The sequence below is a fragment of the Pelomonas sp. Root1217 genome (assembly GCF_001425705.1).
Taxonomy (GTDB): Bacteria; Pseudomonadota; Gammaproteobacteria; order Burkholderiales; family Burkholderiaceae_C; genus Pelomonas.
On record NZ_LMDC01000001.1, the window covers coordinates 1033685 to 1048436 of the forward strand.

Consider the following 14752-nt stretch of genomic DNA (forward strand, 5'->3'; position numbering starts at 1 on the left):
ATTCAAATGCACCGCCCTGAAATGAACCCTCTCTCCGCTCCGCGCTTCAAGCGCCTGCTGCTGACCGGCGCTGCCGGCAATCTCGGCCGCGTGCTGCGGCCGCGCATGAAGCATTACTGCGACGTGCTGCGGCTGTCGGACCTCGCACCCATGGACCCCGCCGGCGAGGGCGAGGAAGTCGTGCAGGCGCCGCTCGAGGATCTGGCTGCCATGCAGTCACTGCTCAAGGATGTCGATGCCGTGCTGCACTTCGGCGGCGTGTCCATCGAGAAACCCTTCGACGTGGTGCTGCCGGCCAATATCGTCGGCGCCTACAACGTCTACGAGTCGGCCCGCCAGCGCGGCGTCAAGCGCATCATCTTCGCCAGCTCCAACCACGTCACCGGCTTCTACAGCCAGGGCGAGACGTTGACGCCAAGGGCCGCGCCGCGGCCGGACAGCTACTACGGGCTGTCCAAGGCCTTTGGTGAGGACCTGGCGCAGTTCTATTTCGACCGCTACGGGTTGGAGACGGTCTCGGTGCGCATCGGTTCCAGCTGGCCCGTGCCGACCGACCGCCGTATGCTGTCGAGCTGGCTGAGCTTTGACGACCTGGAACGCCTGCTCGTCGCCGCACTGAGCGCCCCCGTCGTCGGCCACAGCATCATCTACGGCATGAGCGACAACCGCTCGACCTGGTGGGACAACAGCGCGTCCAACCACATCGGCTTCAAGCCCCAGGACAGCTCCGAGCCCTGGCGCGCCGAGGTCGAGGCGGCCCAGCCCTATGTCGACCCGAGCCGGCCCGAGGTGCGCTGCCAGGGCGGCCAGTTCGTCATCCAAGGCCCCTTCGAGAAGGCGCCAGAAGACCAATGAAGATCCCCTTCACGCCCAACGCCCGCCGGCCTGACCCGGCCATCGAGGTGCTGGACGAGGCCTTCCTGCCGCTGCGCCTGTTCGCCGCCGGCGTCGAGCAGCTCGCCACGGGCCTGGCCTGGGCCGAGGGGCCGGTCTGGTTTGGCGACGGGCGCTACCTGCTCGTCTCCGACATCCCCAACAACCGCATCCTGCGCTGGGACGAGACGACCGGCGCCGTCAGCGAGTTCCGCAACCCGAGCAACAACGCCAATGGTCATGTGCGCGACAGCCAGGGGCGGCTTGTCAGCTGCGAGCACCTGACGCGGCGCATCACGCGCACCGAGTACGACGGCCGCATCACCGTGCTGGCGGATCGCCATCAAGGCAAGCGGCTGAATTCGCCCAACGACATCACCTGCCAGCCGGGCGACGGCAGCCTGTGGTTCAGCGACCCGCTGTTCGGCATCGCCAGCGACTTCGAGGGCGAGAAGGCCGAGTCTGAATTGACGCCGGCCGTCTACCGCATCGACGGCGCGACCGGCGAACTGACACTGCAGATCGACGACCTCAAGGGCCCGAACGGCCTAGCCTTCAGCCCTGACGGCAAGACGCTCTACGTCATCGAAAGCCGCGCCCAGCCGCATCGGTTGATCTGGGCCTATGACGTGGATGGCGTGTCCTTGAGCAACAAGCGGCTGCTGGTCGACCCGGGGTGCCCGGGGGCTTTCGACGGCATGGCCGTCGATGTGCAAGGCAATCTCTGGTGTGGCTTTGGCAGTGACGGCAGCGCGGATGCTGATGCGGCGGTGCTGGATGGTGTCCGTGTCTACAACCCCATGGGCAAGCTGTTGGCCCATATCCACCTGCCCGAGCGCTGCGCCAATCTCTGCTTCGGCGGCGCCAAGGGCAACCGCCTCTTCATGGCGAGCACGCATTCGCTGTATGCGCTGTACGTGAACACGCGCGGCGCAGTCACTTGACGTCATCATGAGGCCGAGCCACAAAAAAGCCCTGGCGTTTGAGGCCAGGGCTTTGGGGACTTCGGCGGATCACTGCACGAGCGACCCAGAAATCAATTCAATTACCGGTCGCGACGGCGGCGGGAAGCAACAAAACCGATGACGCCCAGGCCTGCGGCCAGCATGGCGTAGGTTTCGGGTTCCGGCACCGGCAGCGCGGTGGCCGAAGCCGAAATCGCGTAGGCCGACGGCGCCTGGTTAGCCATCGCGAACACGTTGAAGTAATAGTTGCCGGCGCTCAGGTTCGTGAAGTGCCCGGTCGACGTGGACGTGAAGGCAAAGCCGATGATGACGGTGTCGTCAGTGCCGCCCACGACGTGATCGGCGCCAGTGCTGACGATGCTGTAGAAGGCCGGCGACAGGCTGCCGAAGAACGTCGTCACATTGCTCTGCACGCTCGAAGCCGACGCGAGCGAGAACGTGAAGGTGTCGTTCAGCAGGCTGGGCACGACGGCGACATTGCCGCTGTTGACCGTGGTGGTGCCCAGCGTGCCGGTGCCCAACACGAAGGGGGTGGCCTGCGCCGCAAGGCTGCCCAGGGACAGCACAGAGGCCAAGGCAAGAGACTTCAACATAGTTACTTACTCCCAAAGAAAGACCCAAGCTAATTAGCAAGCACCGTGCCATCAGAGAAAACCCTGCTGTGGCGGTGATTTACTTGCGGTCAGCCTTCTGGGTGTAAAGAACGCCGACACCAACGGGCCTTGTCGTCGAGAAAGTAGTCCTCGTCCGGCGGCTCGATGGGCTCGCCTTCAAAGAGCCCTGCGGGAAAGCCATAAGCCCTTGGCAGCCGCGCGTCCGCGGTGAAGACGTGCGATCCGCATGTCTTGCAAAACGAGCGCTGCAGATTGGGCGTGGGACAGAACACCGACAGCCCTTCAGGGTTGTTCACAACGACCTGATCGCGCGGCGCCGTGATCCATGTGGTGAAGGCCGCACCACTGAGGCGGCGGCATTCGCCGCAGTGGCAATTGTCCGGACGGCGCAAAGGCGATGGGACCGTGACGGACACGGCGCCACAGTAGCAGGAGCCGCGGGCAGCAAGAGGGGGGATCATCGGCTTCAAGGCAAGGGGAAGAGCCAGGACTATGCCGCTGCCGCGTTGCTGAACTCCGTTGCCCGCTCGCGATCGGCGTGGGCAGGACTCACCGGCTGGCGGGGTGCCTTCTGCTGACAAGCCGTTGTCGCGACCTCCCGCCATCATGGCGATTCCCAATTTGCGCACGAGTCGCTCCGATGAAAAACGCCACCCTGTGGGAGGAATCGGCACAGGCCGGCATGGCCGCGCCGCGCGGCAACTGGATTGCCGTGGCCAGCGCCACCCACGCACGCCGAGGCTGCGCGGAACGCGGCGCAGGCTATATGCAGGTGTGCCATGGCAAGGTCGCGCCGTTGCGGCGCGTGAGGCCCGGTGACCGCGTGGCCTACTACGCGCCCACAGTCACCATGGGCGGCAGCGACAAGCTGCAGGCCTTTGTGTCGCTCGGGCTGGTCAGGCCCGGCGAGCCCTACGCCTTCGACATGGGTGGCGGCTTCGTCCCCTTCCGCAAGGATGTGGACTATGTGCCGGCACGCGAGGCGCCCATTGCCCCGCTGATCGACCGCTTCGAGTTCGTGCAGGACCGCGCGCGCTGGGGCTATTCGTTCCGTTTCGGACTGTTTGCCATCAGCGACCATGACATGAGGCTGATTGCCGATGCCATGGGTGCCGATTCGGATGCCCTGCATTTCTGAACTGCACAGATGACCCTGCCATCCATGAATCCTGAGGGTGACCGCAACACCGGCGCGTTCGATCCCGCGGTCGCTGCGCGTGCCTGGGCCAATGGCTGGGCGATTTCGCGGCGCACGCCAGCGCCGGTCAGGCGCTCTGGCTGCTTACAGATTTCGGTCGGAAAGCCCGGGCAGACGACTCGCTATGTTCTTCCCGCCCTTGATCGACATCTTCTTCAAGAACTTGTCACCGAGACCGGCCCCGGCAGCTGGCTGAAGATCTGCGCACCACGTGAAAGCGTGTCTCCCTTGCTTTCCCATCATTGGCAGGTTCACGACGCTGAGTTTCTGATGTGCACCGATCTCATGGGCGGCGACGCCAGCGCCCCTGAGGGCTATCGCATGCAGACCGAGAAGGTGGGAGAGGTCGCATTTGCCAGGCTGATCGCAGGTTCAGGGGAAATCGCGGCCGGCGGCCAGGTGGCGATCGAGGGTCCGTTCGCCACCTTCGATCAAATCGTCACGGCCGAGGCCCACAGGAGGAAGGGGCTGGGGCGACGCATCATGACCATCTTGTCAAGCATCGCGCTCGATCTGGAGGCAAGGCAAGGCGTGCTGGTGGCCACGGAGTCGGGCGCTGCTCTGTACAAGGCGATGGGTTGGTCCCTGGTCTCGCCGGTCACGGCGGCGTCGTATCCAACCGCGCAGGCGGGCTGACGGGTGATGGGGATGAGCCTTTTCACCTGACCGTCTTGCGTACCGGGTTGTCCCCTTCGACGAACCGAAGGTTTCAGCCCTGCTACGAAAGACCGCCATGTGCCGACTGCTCGCCCCGCTGCTCCTTGCCACGCTCACCCTCCTGGCTGGCGTGCCGCCAGCCGCCGCGCAAGCTGCTGCGCCGACGGTCTCCGTCGGCAGCGACAACGGCGCGGCCATCAAGGGTGCGCGCCGTGTCGCCATCGACCAGTTCGGGATCGAATTCGTCACCACGCTGAAGGCGAGCGGCAGCGGCGGGGGCAACAGTACCTCGGTGCAGGCCGAACTGCGCGGCGTGCCGGATGCGGCGATGCAGGCACTGACCGACCGCGTCTACCGCGACACCGTCGAGGCGCTGACCGCCGCCGGCTTTGAAGTCGTCAGCATGGACACGGTTCGCGCGCGCCCCGAGTACGCCGAAGTCGAGGCCCGCATGGGCAAGCCGGCGCCCTATGTCATCGACGACACGGGCGCCGTCTCCAAGATCTTCGCGCCCACCGGCATGCCGGCCTTCTTCCAGACGGCAGGAGGCCGCGGCACGCTGAGCGACCGCATCACCGCGCTGGACGGTGCCAACGGTGCAAAGGCCAGCGCGGTGGCGCAGGCGCTCGACCTGCATTTCGTGCGCCTGCACTTCTTTGCGAGCTTCGGCACCGCCTCCGGCAGCAAGGGCTTCCTGGCCAATATCGCGCGTCGCTCACAGTCCTCCATCGAGGCCGGTCCGGTGCTTTACCCCAACGAGACCCAGCTGCAGATCGTGTCGCAGGAGGGCCAGCGCATCTTCCGCACGACGTCGCGCAGCGGCGTCAACGGCGCCTTCTACGTCGACCGCCTGGTTCAGGGCGCGACTGAAGGCTTCACGCTCGTCGACACCACCACCGACGAGTCGCGCAAGTCAGACAACACGAGCAACGCGCTGTCGATGGGCCTGGCGCTGTTGACCGGTGGCCGCTCGCGTGGCACCAGCAATGCGACTGCCGCGGTCACGCTCGACGAGGCCAGCTTCGAGCGGGCTTTCCTGCCCATGATCGGCAGCGCGCGGGATGCGCTGGTGCAGCGGTTGAAGAGCGCCAGGTGAACCTCCGCCCTCGCGTCAGGCCAGCGGCGCGGCGCCCAGTTCGCGGCGCAGCCAGGCGCGGGCCAGCGCCCAGTCGCGCTTGACGGTGGCGAGCGACAGATCGAGCGCCTGCGCGATCTCGTCGTTTTCTAGCCCGCCGAAGAACTTCAGCTCCACCACCTTGGCCGCGCGCGGGTCGACGGCTTCGAGGGCCAGGATGGCCTCGTGCACGGCCACCACGTCGGGCTCGGCCTGCACGCCGATTTCCGGTGCGCCGGTGATCGACAGCGACACCAGCTGCGCCTCGCGCTTCTCGGTGCGTTTGGCCAGCGCGTGGTTCACCAGGATGCGCCGCATCATGGTCGAGGCCACCGACAGGAAATGCGCGCGGTTGGACCATTGCGTGCGCGTCTGCTCGGCCATGCGGAACCAGGCCTCGTGCGTGAGCACCGTCGGGCTCAGCGTGTGCGCGTTCGCCTCGCGGCCCATGTGGGCGCGCGCGATGCGGTGCAGCTCGCCGTAGAGCAGCTCGAAGAGCTGGTTCGATGCGCCGGCCGCATCCGTGTCGAGCCGGCGCAGCCACTCGGTGACATCGGCGGCGGCGGGGTTCGAAGCGGACAGGGCAGTCATAGCGGTCATGGCGCCGCGCATTTTGCGCGCGGCGCCGCGACATGCCTGCGAAGGATTGCTCGGTTCATGCGTGCCTGTTTTCAAGCCCGATGAGCCTTTTGGCCGCGCCACGCTGCGTACCCCGACATGCCCCTCGAATCGGCGAGGGGTGCCACCCCTCCCACCGGACTCCACCATGACATCGACCCCTTGCCCAACTCCCCACGGCCTGCGTGGCCTCGTGATCGCGGCGGCCACCGTGGCCGTTGCCACCTTGGCCGGCTGCGGGGGTGGCGGCACCACGGCGCCCGCAGTACCGGCTCCTGCACCGGTCGCAACAGCGCCTGCGCCCGTCCCCGCGCCTGCACCCGCCCCTGCGCCCGCGCCTGCGCCTGCCCCGGCGGTTGTCAAGGCCACATTGACCGGCGTGGCTGCGAGCGGCGCGCCCGTCGTTGGCGGCACGGTCACGGCCACCTGTACCAGCGGGCCGGCGACGGTCTCGCTGCCGACCAGCGCCACCGGCACCTGGACTGTCGACGTGCCGGCCAACACGCTGCCCTGCGCACTGCAGGTGTCGGGTGGCACGGTGGGCGGCGTGCCGAATGCGCTTTCGCTGCACAGCATTGCCGTGGCCGCCGGGCGCGTGAACATCACCACCCTCACCGACCTGACGATTGCGCGTGCTGCCGGCATGCCGCCCGCGACCTGGTTTGCAGGCCTGGCCGCCGCACCGGCGGGCACCCGGCTCGAAACCGCCGGCGCGCTCACCCAGCTGATTGCCACCCTCACGGCCGGCAGCTATGTGCTGCCCAGCGGGCCGTTCGACCCGTTCACCGTCGTGTTCGACGCCAAGCCGGGCGATTCCACGGACGCGCTGCTGGACAGTGTCATGGCCGCCGCACTCGCCAGCCACAAGACCTACATCGACCTGATCGCCGACTTCAGCGCCGCAACCAATGGCATCTACCGCCTGCCGCCCGCGCTGACGGGCACAGATCCCACGCCACCGGCGCCGCACGCCATCGTGCTCACACCCAAGGGGCAGGCGGCAGCCGCTGACGTCGCGCCGGCCATCGGCACCTGGCAGGGCCAGCTCGGGCGTGTCTTCACGCCGGGCCAGGCGACGCAGGAGACCACCTCGTGCAGCATTGCCGTGGCCAAGGACGGCATGCTGACCGTCTCGGCCGGTGGGCGCAGCCTGCAGGCCGCCGTCAACGGCGACGTGGGCGACCTCATCCTGAATGTCGTCAGCCTCACCCGGGTCCAGGCCAGCGACGTGCCGAACGACCGCTACGCACAACTCACCCTCGTCAAGGGCGTGATGGCGCAAGGCGTGGCGCGCCAGGGTGGGACTGGCTTCACCACGGCCACGGACCGGGTGGAGTGCTGGCTGAGCAACCCCAACCCGACCAGCGCAGGCAGCGCCAATGTCGCGGCCCTGAACGGCGCCACGGCGGCCGACATGTCTTCGGCACTCGTCGGCCACTACACGAGCAGCAGCTGCACGCTGGACGTGTCGAGCAGCGGCGTCTTCCACCTGGTGAGTGGCAATGTTGACGTGACGACCCGCCTCGCCGGCGACGAGGACGACGTCATCGTCACATTTGGCGAGAGCGTGGCGGTGCAGGCGCAGGACTATTTCACCGCCGGTGAACAAACCTGGGTGACGCTGGCCTACCAGCCGGCCAATGCGGCACTGAACGTGCCTGCCTCGTACAGCGCCGACGCCAGCCACCGCGCGCCGCGACCGGTCAAGTCGCTCGCGCAGTGCAACAGCCTCGTCAAGCAGTGATGGCACGGGGGCGGTTCCCCCGCTCCCGCACTTGCCGACGCGTCACTACAGTCGCGTCGCCACCGCCCAGCCCCGAGCCCGCCGAATGACCACACCCACTCCCACGCCTGCCGATTGGGCCGCGCTGCGAAGCCTCTTCGACGAGGCTTTGGCACTGCCTGCGGCCGAGCGTGCGGCGCATGTCGACGGGCTGGCCGTGAGCGCCGCACTGAAGGCCGAGCTGCACTCGCTGCTGGCTCACCATGTCGATGACACCGACGGCGAACCCTTGCTGTCGCGGCCCATCGCCGAGAGCGTGGCCGCCAGCCTGTCCCGCGACGGCGAGCGCTTCGGCGCCTGGGCGGTGGTGCGCAGCATCGGCAGCGGCGGCATGGGCGAGGTGTACGAGGCGCGCCGCGCTGACGGCAGCTTCGAGGGCCGCGCGGCCATCAAGGTGATCAAGCGGGGCATGGACAGCGACGCCGTGCTGCAGCGCTTCGCGCAGGAGCGCCAGGCGCTCGCGCGGCTGCATCACCCGCACATCGCCCAGCTCTTTGACGCCGGCCTCAGCGCCGACGGGCTGCCCTATTTCGTCATGGAGTTCATCGATGGCCTGCCTATCGACGAAGCCGCACGGACGCGCCGCATCGAGGAGCGCCTCGCGCTCTTCCTGCAGCTGGCCGACGCCGTCGCCCACGCTCACCGCAACCTGCTCGTGCACCGCGACCTCAAGCCCGGCAACGTGCTCGTCACGCACGAGGGGCAGGTCAAGCTGCTCGACTTCGGCATCGCCAAGGCGCTCGACCCGGCCGAGGCGCAAGGGAACGACAGCACCCTTGGCGCCGTCCGCCCCTTCACGCCCAACTACGCCAGCCCCGAGCAGGTGCGCGCCGAACCGGTAGGCACCGCTACCGATGTCTACTCGCTGGGCGTGCTGCTCTACCAATTGCTGACCGGCCAGCGGCCCTACGGCCGCAGCGCGCGCACTCCCGCCGAGGCCGCGCGCGCGGTGCTGGACGAAGCGCCGACCCGCCCCTCGCAACTGAGCAGCCCCGACGCTGCGGCGCCCGATGCCCAGGCCTGGCTGATCACCCGGCAGCGCCTCAAGGGCGATCTCGACAACATCCTGCTCAAGGCGCTGGAGAAGGACGTGGACCGCCGCTACGCCAGCGTCGACCAGTTCGCCGCCGACCTGCGCGCCACGCTCGCGGGCTACCCCGTCAGCGCCCGCGCGCCCAGCCGCGGCTATCTGCTCGCCAAGTTCGTGGGTCGCAATCGCCTGCCGGTGAGCCTGGGTCTGGGCGTCGTGCTGGCCCTGGCCGGGGGCCTGGCCGCGGCGTCCTGGCAGGCACATGTGGCCGGCCAAGCGCGCGCGGCGGCCGAGTTGCGGCTGACGGCCGTCAAGGGCATCACGGCCGACCTGGTGTTTCGCTTCGGCGATGCGATCACCTACCTGCCCGGTGGCAGCAAGGCCCAGGACGCGCTGCTGGCGCAGACCCTCACCGCGCTCGATCCGCTGGTGCAGGGCGAACAGCCCGATGGCGACCTGCAGGCGCTGAGCGCTGCCATCCTCGCCCGCCGCGCCGAGCTGCTGGGCAACGACACCACCGGCACGGCCGAGCTCGGCGCGCAGACCGATGCCATGGCCCAGCGCGCCATCGACCTGGGCGAACGCCTGTGGGCCAGCCAGCACCACGACTGGCGCTTTGTGCAGTGGCATTCCAGGGCGCTGCAGGTGCAGGCGGTCCGGCTGCGCAACGCCGGCCAGAGCGAACGCGCGGTGGCCAACACCCGGCTCGCCATCCTGCGCCTCGAGCAGGCACGCCCGTTTGCCCGGGACGACGTGCTGGGCCGCGCCGCCCTGGGCGTGGAGCTGGCCAACACCACGCTGAGCCTGGGCCAGACGTTCAGCGCGGCAGGCCGGCTCGATGAAGCCCTGGCGCTGTATGCCAAGGCCGAACCGGTCTACCGCGAGCTGCTGGCCGACAAAGCCATGCAGGCCGAGAGCGACCGCCGCGCCGCACCCGGCGACATGAAGACCGAGGTCTACCTGCGCCACCAGCTCGGCGTCGCGCTGGCATCCCGCGCGAAGACGCTGCTGCGCCTGGACCGGCTCGACGACGCGCTGGCCCAGCTGCAGGCCGCCATGCCGTTGCGCCGCGCCAATGTCGAGGCCGAGCCTGCCAATATCGCCTGGCACGATGGCCTGCTGCAGGAGGCCAACAACCTGTCGCTGGTGCAACTGCGCCGCGGCGAATGGGCCGCAGCGCTCGAGGCCTCCACCCTGGCCTGGACCGAGAACGAGCATCTGGCCCGGCAGGAAGGCCCCAAGAGCAAATGGGCCCAGATGCCGCGCACCCTGGCCGCCCAGCATGGTCTCGCGCTCTGGCGCAATGGCCAGCCTGTTCAGGCGCTGGCGGTGGTCGAACAGGGCCTGGCTGCACACAAAGCGGCGCCCGGCACGGCGCCCAGTCCCGCGGCCGACCTGCGCTGGAGCACCTTGCAAGCCGTGCACGGTGCCCTGCTGGCCGAGCTTCACAAGCCCGGCGCGCAAGCGCAACTGCGCGAGGCCCTGGCCCGGCTGCAGCCGCTGTTCGACGACCCCAACCTGGGTCGCCCGGCGCGGCTGGCCTGGGCCGAGGCGGCCGCCTGGTTGCTGGCGCTGAAGCCCGCCGATGGCGAGGCGCTGCGCCAGCAGGCGCTGGGCGCACTGGCGGCTGCGGCCAGTGTGACGCCGCTGGCGGCCGACCATGCCGCGTTGAAGGGTCGGCTGGAGACCTGAGCCGGCATCGGGCTAGCCGGTTGCGCGGTCAAGTCCTACACCTGCGGGTGGGTCTTGCGAGGAGAGTCGGCACAGGTTCAAGGCGCTTCGCGCCGTTGAATCGTGAGCCCCAACTACCAAGGAGACCGCCATGAGTCTAGGTGCCATTCTGCTGGTCGTGCTGATCCTTCTTCTGCTCGGCGCCATCCCGGCGTGGCCACACAGCCGCGGCTGGGGCTATGGGCCAACGGGAGGGATCGGCCTGGTTTTGCTTATCGTGCTCGTGCTGTTCTTTATGGGCCGGATATAGCCGTCCCGACATGAGCGCGTCTACCCCTGGCCGGTGTCGCCCGGCTCGTTGGGTGGCCGCCCTCGCCGGGGCGCCGGGCTGGCGGCCGGCTTGATGCCGCGCCGCGCCAGCGCCTCGCGCAGCAGCACTTCGACCTGCGCATTGGCCGAGCGCAGTTCCTGGGCTGCCAGGCGTTCGATTTGTGCCCACAGCGCCGGGTCCACCCGCAACGCGAAGGCCTTCTTGTCGGGGCTGGCCATGCCGCGGCGCGCTCAGGCGTACAGAGTGCCAGCGTTGATGATGGGTTGGGCGTCCTTGTCCGAGCACAGTACGACGAGCAGGTTGGACACCATGGCTGCCTTGCGCTCGTCGTCCAGTACGACGATCTCGCGCTCCGACAGCCCCCGCAGCGCCTCCTCCACCATCGTCACCGCGCCCTGCACGATCTTCTTGCGCGCGCTAATGATGGCCTCGGCCTGCTGGCGGCGCAGCATCACCTGGGCGATTTCCGGCGCGTAGGCGAGGTGCGTGATCTTGGCCTCCAGCACCGTCACGCCGGCCTGGGCGCAGCGCTCTTGCAGTTCGGCGATCAGCGCCTTGACGACCTCATCCTGGCCGGCGCGCAGCGTCGTTTCGCCGGGGTCCAGGTCCTCGCCATCGTCGTAGGCGAACTGCGTGGCCAGATGGCGGATGGCCGTCTCAGCCTGCACGCCCACGTAGGTTTCGAACTTGTCCACGTCGAAGACTGCGCGCGCCGTGTCCTGCACGCGCCAGACGATGGCGGCGCTGATTTCGATCGGGTTGCCGCGCTTGTCGTTGACCTTGATGTGCGGTGCGTTCAGGTTGCGCGCGCGCAGCGAGATGCGCTCCCGCATCGCGAACGGGTTGGCCCAGCGAAGGCCTTCATGGCGGTCGGTGCCGACATAGCGGCCGAACAGCGTCAGGATCCGCGCCTCATTGGGCTCCTGCATGTAGACCCCGATCAGCATGAGCAAACTGGCCGCGAAGAGGAGCACCGTCAACACCATCAGAGCCAGGTTGCCGATGGACCACACGAACAGCGCCGCCGCCGCTGCCGCTCCGCCCAGGCTGCAGGCAATGGGCACGAAGCCGCTGAACGCGCGAGCCGGCAGTTCAAGACGAGGGAGCTGTTCGAGGATGGGCATGGCGACATCTCAGAAAAAGGAGATATCACTTTAATTCACTTTGCCCGGCGTGACCACACTAATGGTTGTGCCGCGGCGGCGTGTCGATCACGCCGCGATAGGGCAAGGCGAGTTCCAGGCAGGCGCCGGTCGACAGCTGCCCCACCGTCGAGCGGTAGATCTCCTGCCACGGTGTCTGGCTCGGCGGTACCGCGGGTGGCGCATCTTCGGCCCGACGGCGCGCGAGCTCCTCGTCGCTGAGCAGTACATCGCAGCGGCCGGCGATCAGGTCGACGCGGATGACATCGCCCGTGCGCAGCCAGGCCAACCCGCCGCCGATGGCGCTCTCGGGCGAGGCATGCACGATGGAGGGGCTGTCCGACGTGCCCGACTGGCGGCCGTCGCCCAGCGTGGGCAGGCTCATCACACCGCGCCGGATCAGCGCGTCCGGAGGCTGCATGTTGACGACCTCGGCGGAGCCTGGCCAGCCCATCGGCCCGGCGCCGCGCATGACGAGGATGCAGCCCTCGTCGATGCCGAGCGCGGGATCGTTGATGCGCGCGTGATAGTCATCGGGCCCGTCGAAGACGATGGCCCGGCACTCAAAGGCGCCGCCCTTCAGGTAGCGCTCGCGGAAAGCCGCCGAGATGACGCTGGCCTTCAGGATGGCGAAGTCAAACAGGTTGCCGCTCAGCACAACGAAACCGGCATCGGGCTTCAGCGGCGCGCTGACCGGGTAGATGACTTCACGGTCCTGCGTCTCGCGGCCATCGAGATTGGCGGCCATCGTGCGGCCGGTCACCGTCGGTCGCTCGGTGCGCAGCAAGCCCGCCTGCTGCAGTTCCCACATGACGGCCGGCACGCCGCCGGCGCGGTGGAAGCGCTCCCCAAGGAACTGGCCGGCCGGCTGCATGTTCAACAGCAGCGGCACATGCTGGCCCACGTCCGTCCAGTCGGCTGCGGTCAGCTCGACGCCGGCATGCCGGGCCATGGCCATCAGGTGCGGCTGGGCGTTGGTCGAGCCGCCGATGGCCGCGTTGACGACGATGGCGTCAAGGAAGGCCTCGCGGCTGAGGATGCGTGAAGGCCGCTGGTCCTCGCGCGCCATGTCGACGATGCGCCGGCCGGTTTCATAGGCCATCTGGCCGCGCTCGCGGTAGGGCGCGGGGATGGCCGAGCAGCCGGTCAGCGACAGGCCCAGGCACTCGGCCAGCGCATTCATCGTCGAGGCCGTGCCCATGGTGTTGCAGTGGCCGGCCGAGGGGGCGGAAGCCGCGGCAATCTCGATGAAGGTCTCTTCGTCGATCTCGCCGGCCGCCAGGCGCCGGCGGCCGGCCCAGATGGCGGCGCCCGAGCCGACGAGCTGGCCCTCGAACCACCCGTCCAGCATCGGCCCGCCGGACAGCACGATGGCCGGGATGTCGACCGTGCTTGCCGCCATGACCTGAGCGGGCGTGGTCTTGTCGCAGCCGGTCGTCAGCACGACGGCGTCCAGCGGATAGCCGTGCAGGATCTCGACGAGGCCGAGATAGGCCATGTTGCGGTCCAGCGCCGCGGTGGGGCGGCGGCAGTTCTCGAAGATGGGATGCAGCGGGAACTCCATCGGGATGCCGCCCGCGTCGCGGATGCCATCGCGCACGCGCTTCGCCAGCTCCAAATGGATGCGGTTGCAGGGACTCAGATCGCTGCCGCTCTGCGCGATGCCGATGATGGGACGGCCCGAGCGCAGCTCCTGCGGGGTGAGGCCGTAGTTCATGAAACGCTCCAGGTAGAGCGCCGTCATGTCGACGTGGTCGGGGTTGTCGAACCAGTCCTGGGAGCGCAGTCGGCGCGTCATCGCGCGCGGCTCCGCAGGTGCTTCGACAGCAGGCCGACGCCATGGGCCATCGTGGCGGCGTGGGCGGAGATGTCCACCAGAGCGCCTTCGGCGTCGGCAGGGAGGAAGCTGGGGTGGGTCAAGGTCATGCAGCTCGCGGTGCGGTAGGGGAGGCGGTCCGAATTGTGAGCGCTACCGATTTCGCCCGCCAAGCGAGGGGCGAGGAGGCTGCAGCTCAAGAGACGATGAGGTACTCAGGGTAGCGCTGCTGGATCTCTTCCACCGAGGCCAGCGTGCCGGACAGATGCTCGCGCACGGCCTGCTGCGCGCCCTGCGCGTCGCCCGATTCGATGGCTTGCAGGATGGCCAGATGGCCGACCAGGATGGACTCGGCCTTGCCCTCGCTCGGCGCGTGCAGCAGGCGCAGCCGGTCGATGTGGCCCGACATGCGCGTCACCACCGACCACAGCCGCGGCAAGCCGGCGGCGACGTACATCAACCGGTGGAACTCCTTGTCGGCCGCGATGAAGGCCGGATAGTCCTTGCTGGCAGCAAGGCCCTCCTGACGCGCCAGCTGGGCACGCAGGTCGTCGATCACTGCCTGGTCGTGCGAGAGCGCCAGCAGGCGTGCAATCTCGATTTCGATGGCGCGGCGCAGGAAATGCGCCTCGCGGGCCGCCGGCACGTCGATGCGGCTGACCTGGGTCGTGTACTGGGCGCGGATGAGGACCAGGCCTTCCTCGCTGAGCCGCATCAGCGCGTCGCGCACGGGCGTCTGGCTGACGCCGAAGCCCTGGGCCAGCTCGGCGCGGTCGAGGGCGCTCCCCGGCGCCAATTCCAGCGAAATGATGGCGGCGCGAAGCGCTTCGACGACCTGGGGCGCCGCATGGCGGGTGGGATCTAGCGTGAAGTTCATCTCGGGTGGCAAGCCAAATCTGCCGCTGGCGCGCGAATGCTGGGCGCTATTGTCATCGCGGGG

General features: G+C 68.5%; 16 protein-coding genes. 8 read left to right on the forward strand and 8 right to left on the reverse strand.

Going from position 1 to position 14752, the window contains the following annotated elements:
* The first annotated feature begins 21 nt into the window (after nucleotides 1–21).
* Together ASC95_RS04765 and ASC95_RS04770 are read left to right on the forward strand one after the other, a co-directional pair.
* The gene (locus ASC95_RS04765) at nucleotides 22–855 is read left to right on the forward strand and encodes an NAD(P)-dependent oxidoreductase (RefSeq protein WP_057296585.1); all 834 of its coding nucleotides are present in this window, start codon (nucleotides 22–24) and stop codon (nucleotides 853–855) included.
* Complete coding sequence (locus tag ASC95_RS04770) at nucleotides 852–1817, forward strand: SMP-30/gluconolactonase/LRE family protein (protein ID WP_057296586.1); 966 nt, start codon at nucleotides 852–854, stop codon at nucleotides 1815–1817. Before ASC95_RS04765 ends, ASC95_RS04770 begins: the two co-directional genes overlap by 4 nt.
* 101 nt (nucleotides 1818–1918) lie before the next feature.
* On the opposite strand, the gene ASC95_RS04775 is transcribed toward ASC95_RS04770, so the two are convergent.
* Together ASC95_RS04775 and ASC95_RS31090 are read right to left on the reverse strand one after the other, a co-directional pair.
* Nucleotides 1919–2431, reverse strand: a complete 513-nt coding sequence (locus ASC95_RS04775) for an FxDxF family PEP-CTERM protein (protein WP_057296587.1) — start codon at nucleotides 2429–2431, stop codon at nucleotides 1919–1921.
* An 89-nt stretch (nucleotides 2432–2520) separates the two neighbouring features.
* Nucleotides 2521–2868 carry a GFA family protein gene (locus tag ASC95_RS31090; protein ID WP_162250715.1) on the reverse strand — a complete coding sequence of 116 codons (348 nt, stop codon included), beginning with the start codon at nucleotides 2866–2868 and terminating at the stop codon, nucleotides 2521–2523.
* Nucleotides 2869–3092: 224 nt separating this feature from the next.
* Between ASC95_RS31090 and ASC95_RS04780 the strand changes: the two genes are divergently transcribed.
* The 3 genes from ASC95_RS04780 (at nucleotide 3093) to ASC95_RS04790 (ending at nucleotide 5403) form a co-directional block, all read left to right on the forward strand.
* On the forward strand, nucleotides 3093–3590 hold the full coding sequence (locus ASC95_RS04780) for an EVE domain-containing protein (protein ID WP_057296588.1): 498 nt from the start codon (nucleotides 3093–3095) through the stop codon (nucleotides 3588–3590).
* A 9-nt stretch (nucleotides 3591–3599) separates the two neighbouring features.
* The gene (locus ASC95_RS30370) at nucleotides 3600–4286 is read left to right on the forward strand and encodes a GNAT family N-acetyltransferase (protein ID WP_157255954.1); all 687 of its coding nucleotides are present in this window, start codon (nucleotides 3600–3602) and stop codon (nucleotides 4284–4286) included.
* Nucleotides 4287–4383: 97 nt separating this feature from the next.
* On the forward strand, nucleotides 4384–5403 hold the full coding sequence (locus tag ASC95_RS04790) for a hypothetical protein (RefSeq protein ID WP_057296590.1): 1020 nt from the start codon (nucleotides 4384–4386) through the stop codon (nucleotides 5401–5403).
* A gap of 15 nt (nucleotides 5404–5418) precedes the next feature.
* On the opposite strand, the gene ASC95_RS04795 is transcribed toward ASC95_RS04790, so the two are convergent.
* Nucleotides 5419–6021: an ECF-type sigma factor gene (locus ASC95_RS04795; RefSeq protein WP_162250716.1), complete on the reverse strand. Its 603-nt coding sequence runs from the start codon at nucleotides 6019–6021 to the stop codon at nucleotides 5419–5421.
* Between the two features lie 166 nt (nucleotides 6022–6187).
* Here ASC95_RS04795 and ASC95_RS31310 point away from each other — a divergent pair, with 166 nt between their 5' ends.
* From ASC95_RS31310 to ASC95_RS29725, 3 genes are all read left to right on the forward strand, one after another.
* Nucleotides 6188–7783, forward strand: a complete 1596-nt coding sequence (locus ASC95_RS31310; protein WP_200960067.1) for a hypothetical protein — start codon at nucleotides 6188–6190, stop codon at nucleotides 7781–7783.
* A gap of 85 nt (nucleotides 7784–7868) precedes the next feature.
* A complete protein-coding gene (locus tag ASC95_RS04805) occupies nucleotides 7869–10544 on the forward strand; it encodes a serine/threonine-protein kinase (protein ID WP_057296593.1) in 2676 nt (891 codons plus the stop codon).
* A gap of 130 nt (nucleotides 10545–10674) precedes the next feature.
* Nucleotides 10675–10833: a DUF3309 family protein gene (locus ASC95_RS29725; protein ID WP_082533047.1), complete on the forward strand. Its 159-nt coding sequence runs from the start codon at nucleotides 10675–10677 to the stop codon at nucleotides 10831–10833.
* Between the two features lie 20 nt (nucleotides 10834–10853).
* On the opposite strand, the gene ASC95_RS04810 is transcribed toward ASC95_RS29725, so the two are convergent.
* The 5 genes from ASC95_RS04810 to ASC95_RS04825 all read right to left on the reverse strand — a co-directional run bounded on the left by ASC95_RS04810 (nucleotide 10854) and on the right by ASC95_RS04825 (nucleotide 14689).
* A complete protein-coding gene (locus ASC95_RS04810; RefSeq protein WP_056204755.1) occupies nucleotides 10854–11072 on the reverse strand; it encodes a hypothetical protein in 219 nt (72 codons plus the stop codon).
* A 12-nt stretch (nucleotides 11073–11084) separates the two neighbouring features.
* Complete coding sequence (locus ASC95_RS04815) at nucleotides 11085–11978, reverse strand: SPFH domain-containing protein (protein WP_057296594.1); 894 nt, start codon at nucleotides 11976–11978, stop codon at nucleotides 11085–11087.
* 58 nt (nucleotides 11979–12036) lie between these two features.
* Complete coding sequence (locus ASC95_RS04820) at nucleotides 12037–13794, reverse strand: IlvD/Edd family dehydratase (protein ID WP_057296595.1); 1758 nt, start codon at nucleotides 13792–13794, stop codon at nucleotides 12037–12039.
* Entirely contained in the window at nucleotides 13791–13922 is a 132-nt protein-coding gene (locus ASC95_RS32195; RefSeq protein WP_255355199.1) for a hypothetical protein, read from the reverse strand. Before ASC95_RS32195 ends, ASC95_RS04820 begins: the two co-directional genes overlap by 4 nt.
* An 86-nt stretch (nucleotides 13923–14008) precedes the next feature.
* Entirely contained in the window at nucleotides 14009–14689 is a 681-nt protein-coding gene (locus tag ASC95_RS04825; protein ID WP_057296596.1) for a GntR family transcriptional regulator, read from the reverse strand.
* Between the last annotated feature and the right edge of the window lie 63 nt (nucleotides 14690–14752).

Excerpts from the sequence above, each read along its gene's own strand:
- ASC95_RS04790 (WP_057296590.1), top strand. The coding sequence starts at position 4,384 with ATGTGCCGACTGCTCGCCCCGCTGCTCCTTGCCACGCTCACCCTCCTG.
- ASC95_RS04775 (WP_057296587.1), bottom strand. The coding sequence starts at position 2,431 with ATGTTGAAGTCTCTTGCCTTGGCCTCTGTGCTGTCCCTGGGCAGCCTT.
- ASC95_RS31310 (WP_200960067.1), top strand. The coding sequence starts at position 6,188 with ATGACATCGACCCCTTGCCCAACTCCCCACGGCCTGCGTGGCCTCGTG.
- ASC95_RS04815 (WP_057296594.1), bottom strand. The coding sequence starts at position 11,978 with ATGCCCATCCTCGAACAGCTCCCTCGTCTTGAACTGCCGGCTCGCGCG.
- ASC95_RS04825 (WP_057296596.1), bottom strand. The coding sequence starts at position 14,689 with ATGAACTTCACGCTAGATCCCACCCGCCATGCGGCGCCCCAGGTCGTC.
- ASC95_RS04765 (WP_057296585.1), top strand. The coding sequence starts at position 22 with ATGAACCCTCTCTCCGCTCCGCGCTTCAAGCGCCTGCTGCTGACCGGC.
- ASC95_RS04770 (WP_057296586.1), top strand. The coding sequence starts at position 852 with ATGAAGATCCCCTTCACGCCCAACGCCCGCCGGCCTGACCCGGCCATC.
- ASC95_RS04805 (WP_057296593.1), top strand. The coding sequence starts at position 7,869 with ATGACCACACCCACTCCCACGCCTGCCGATTGGGCCGCGCTGCGAAGC.
- ASC95_RS30370 (WP_157255954.1), top strand. The coding sequence starts at position 3,600 with ATGACCCTGCCATCCATGAATCCTGAGGGTGACCGCAACACCGGCGCG.
- ASC95_RS04820 (WP_057296595.1), bottom strand. The coding sequence starts at position 13,794 with ATGACGCGCCGACTGCGCTCCCAGGACTGGTTCGACAACCCCGACCAC.
- ASC95_RS32195 (WP_255355199.1), bottom strand. The coding sequence starts at position 13,922 with ATGACCTTGACCCACCCCAGCTTCCTCCCTGCCGACGCCGAAGGCGCT.
- ASC95_RS04780 (WP_057296588.1), top strand. The coding sequence starts at position 3,093 with ATGAAAAACGCCACCCTGTGGGAGGAATCGGCACAGGCCGGCATGGCC.
- ASC95_RS04810 (WP_056204755.1), bottom strand. The coding sequence starts at position 11,072 with ATGGCCAGCCCCGACAAGAAGGCCTTCGCGTTGCGGGTGGACCCGGCG.
- ASC95_RS04795 (WP_162250716.1), bottom strand. The coding sequence starts at position 6,021 with ATGACCGCTATGACTGCCCTGTCCGCTTCGAACCCCGCCGCCGCCGAT.
- ASC95_RS29725 (WP_082533047.1), top strand. The coding sequence starts at position 10,675 with ATGAGTCTAGGTGCCATTCTGCTGGTCGTGCTGATCCTTCTTCTGCTC.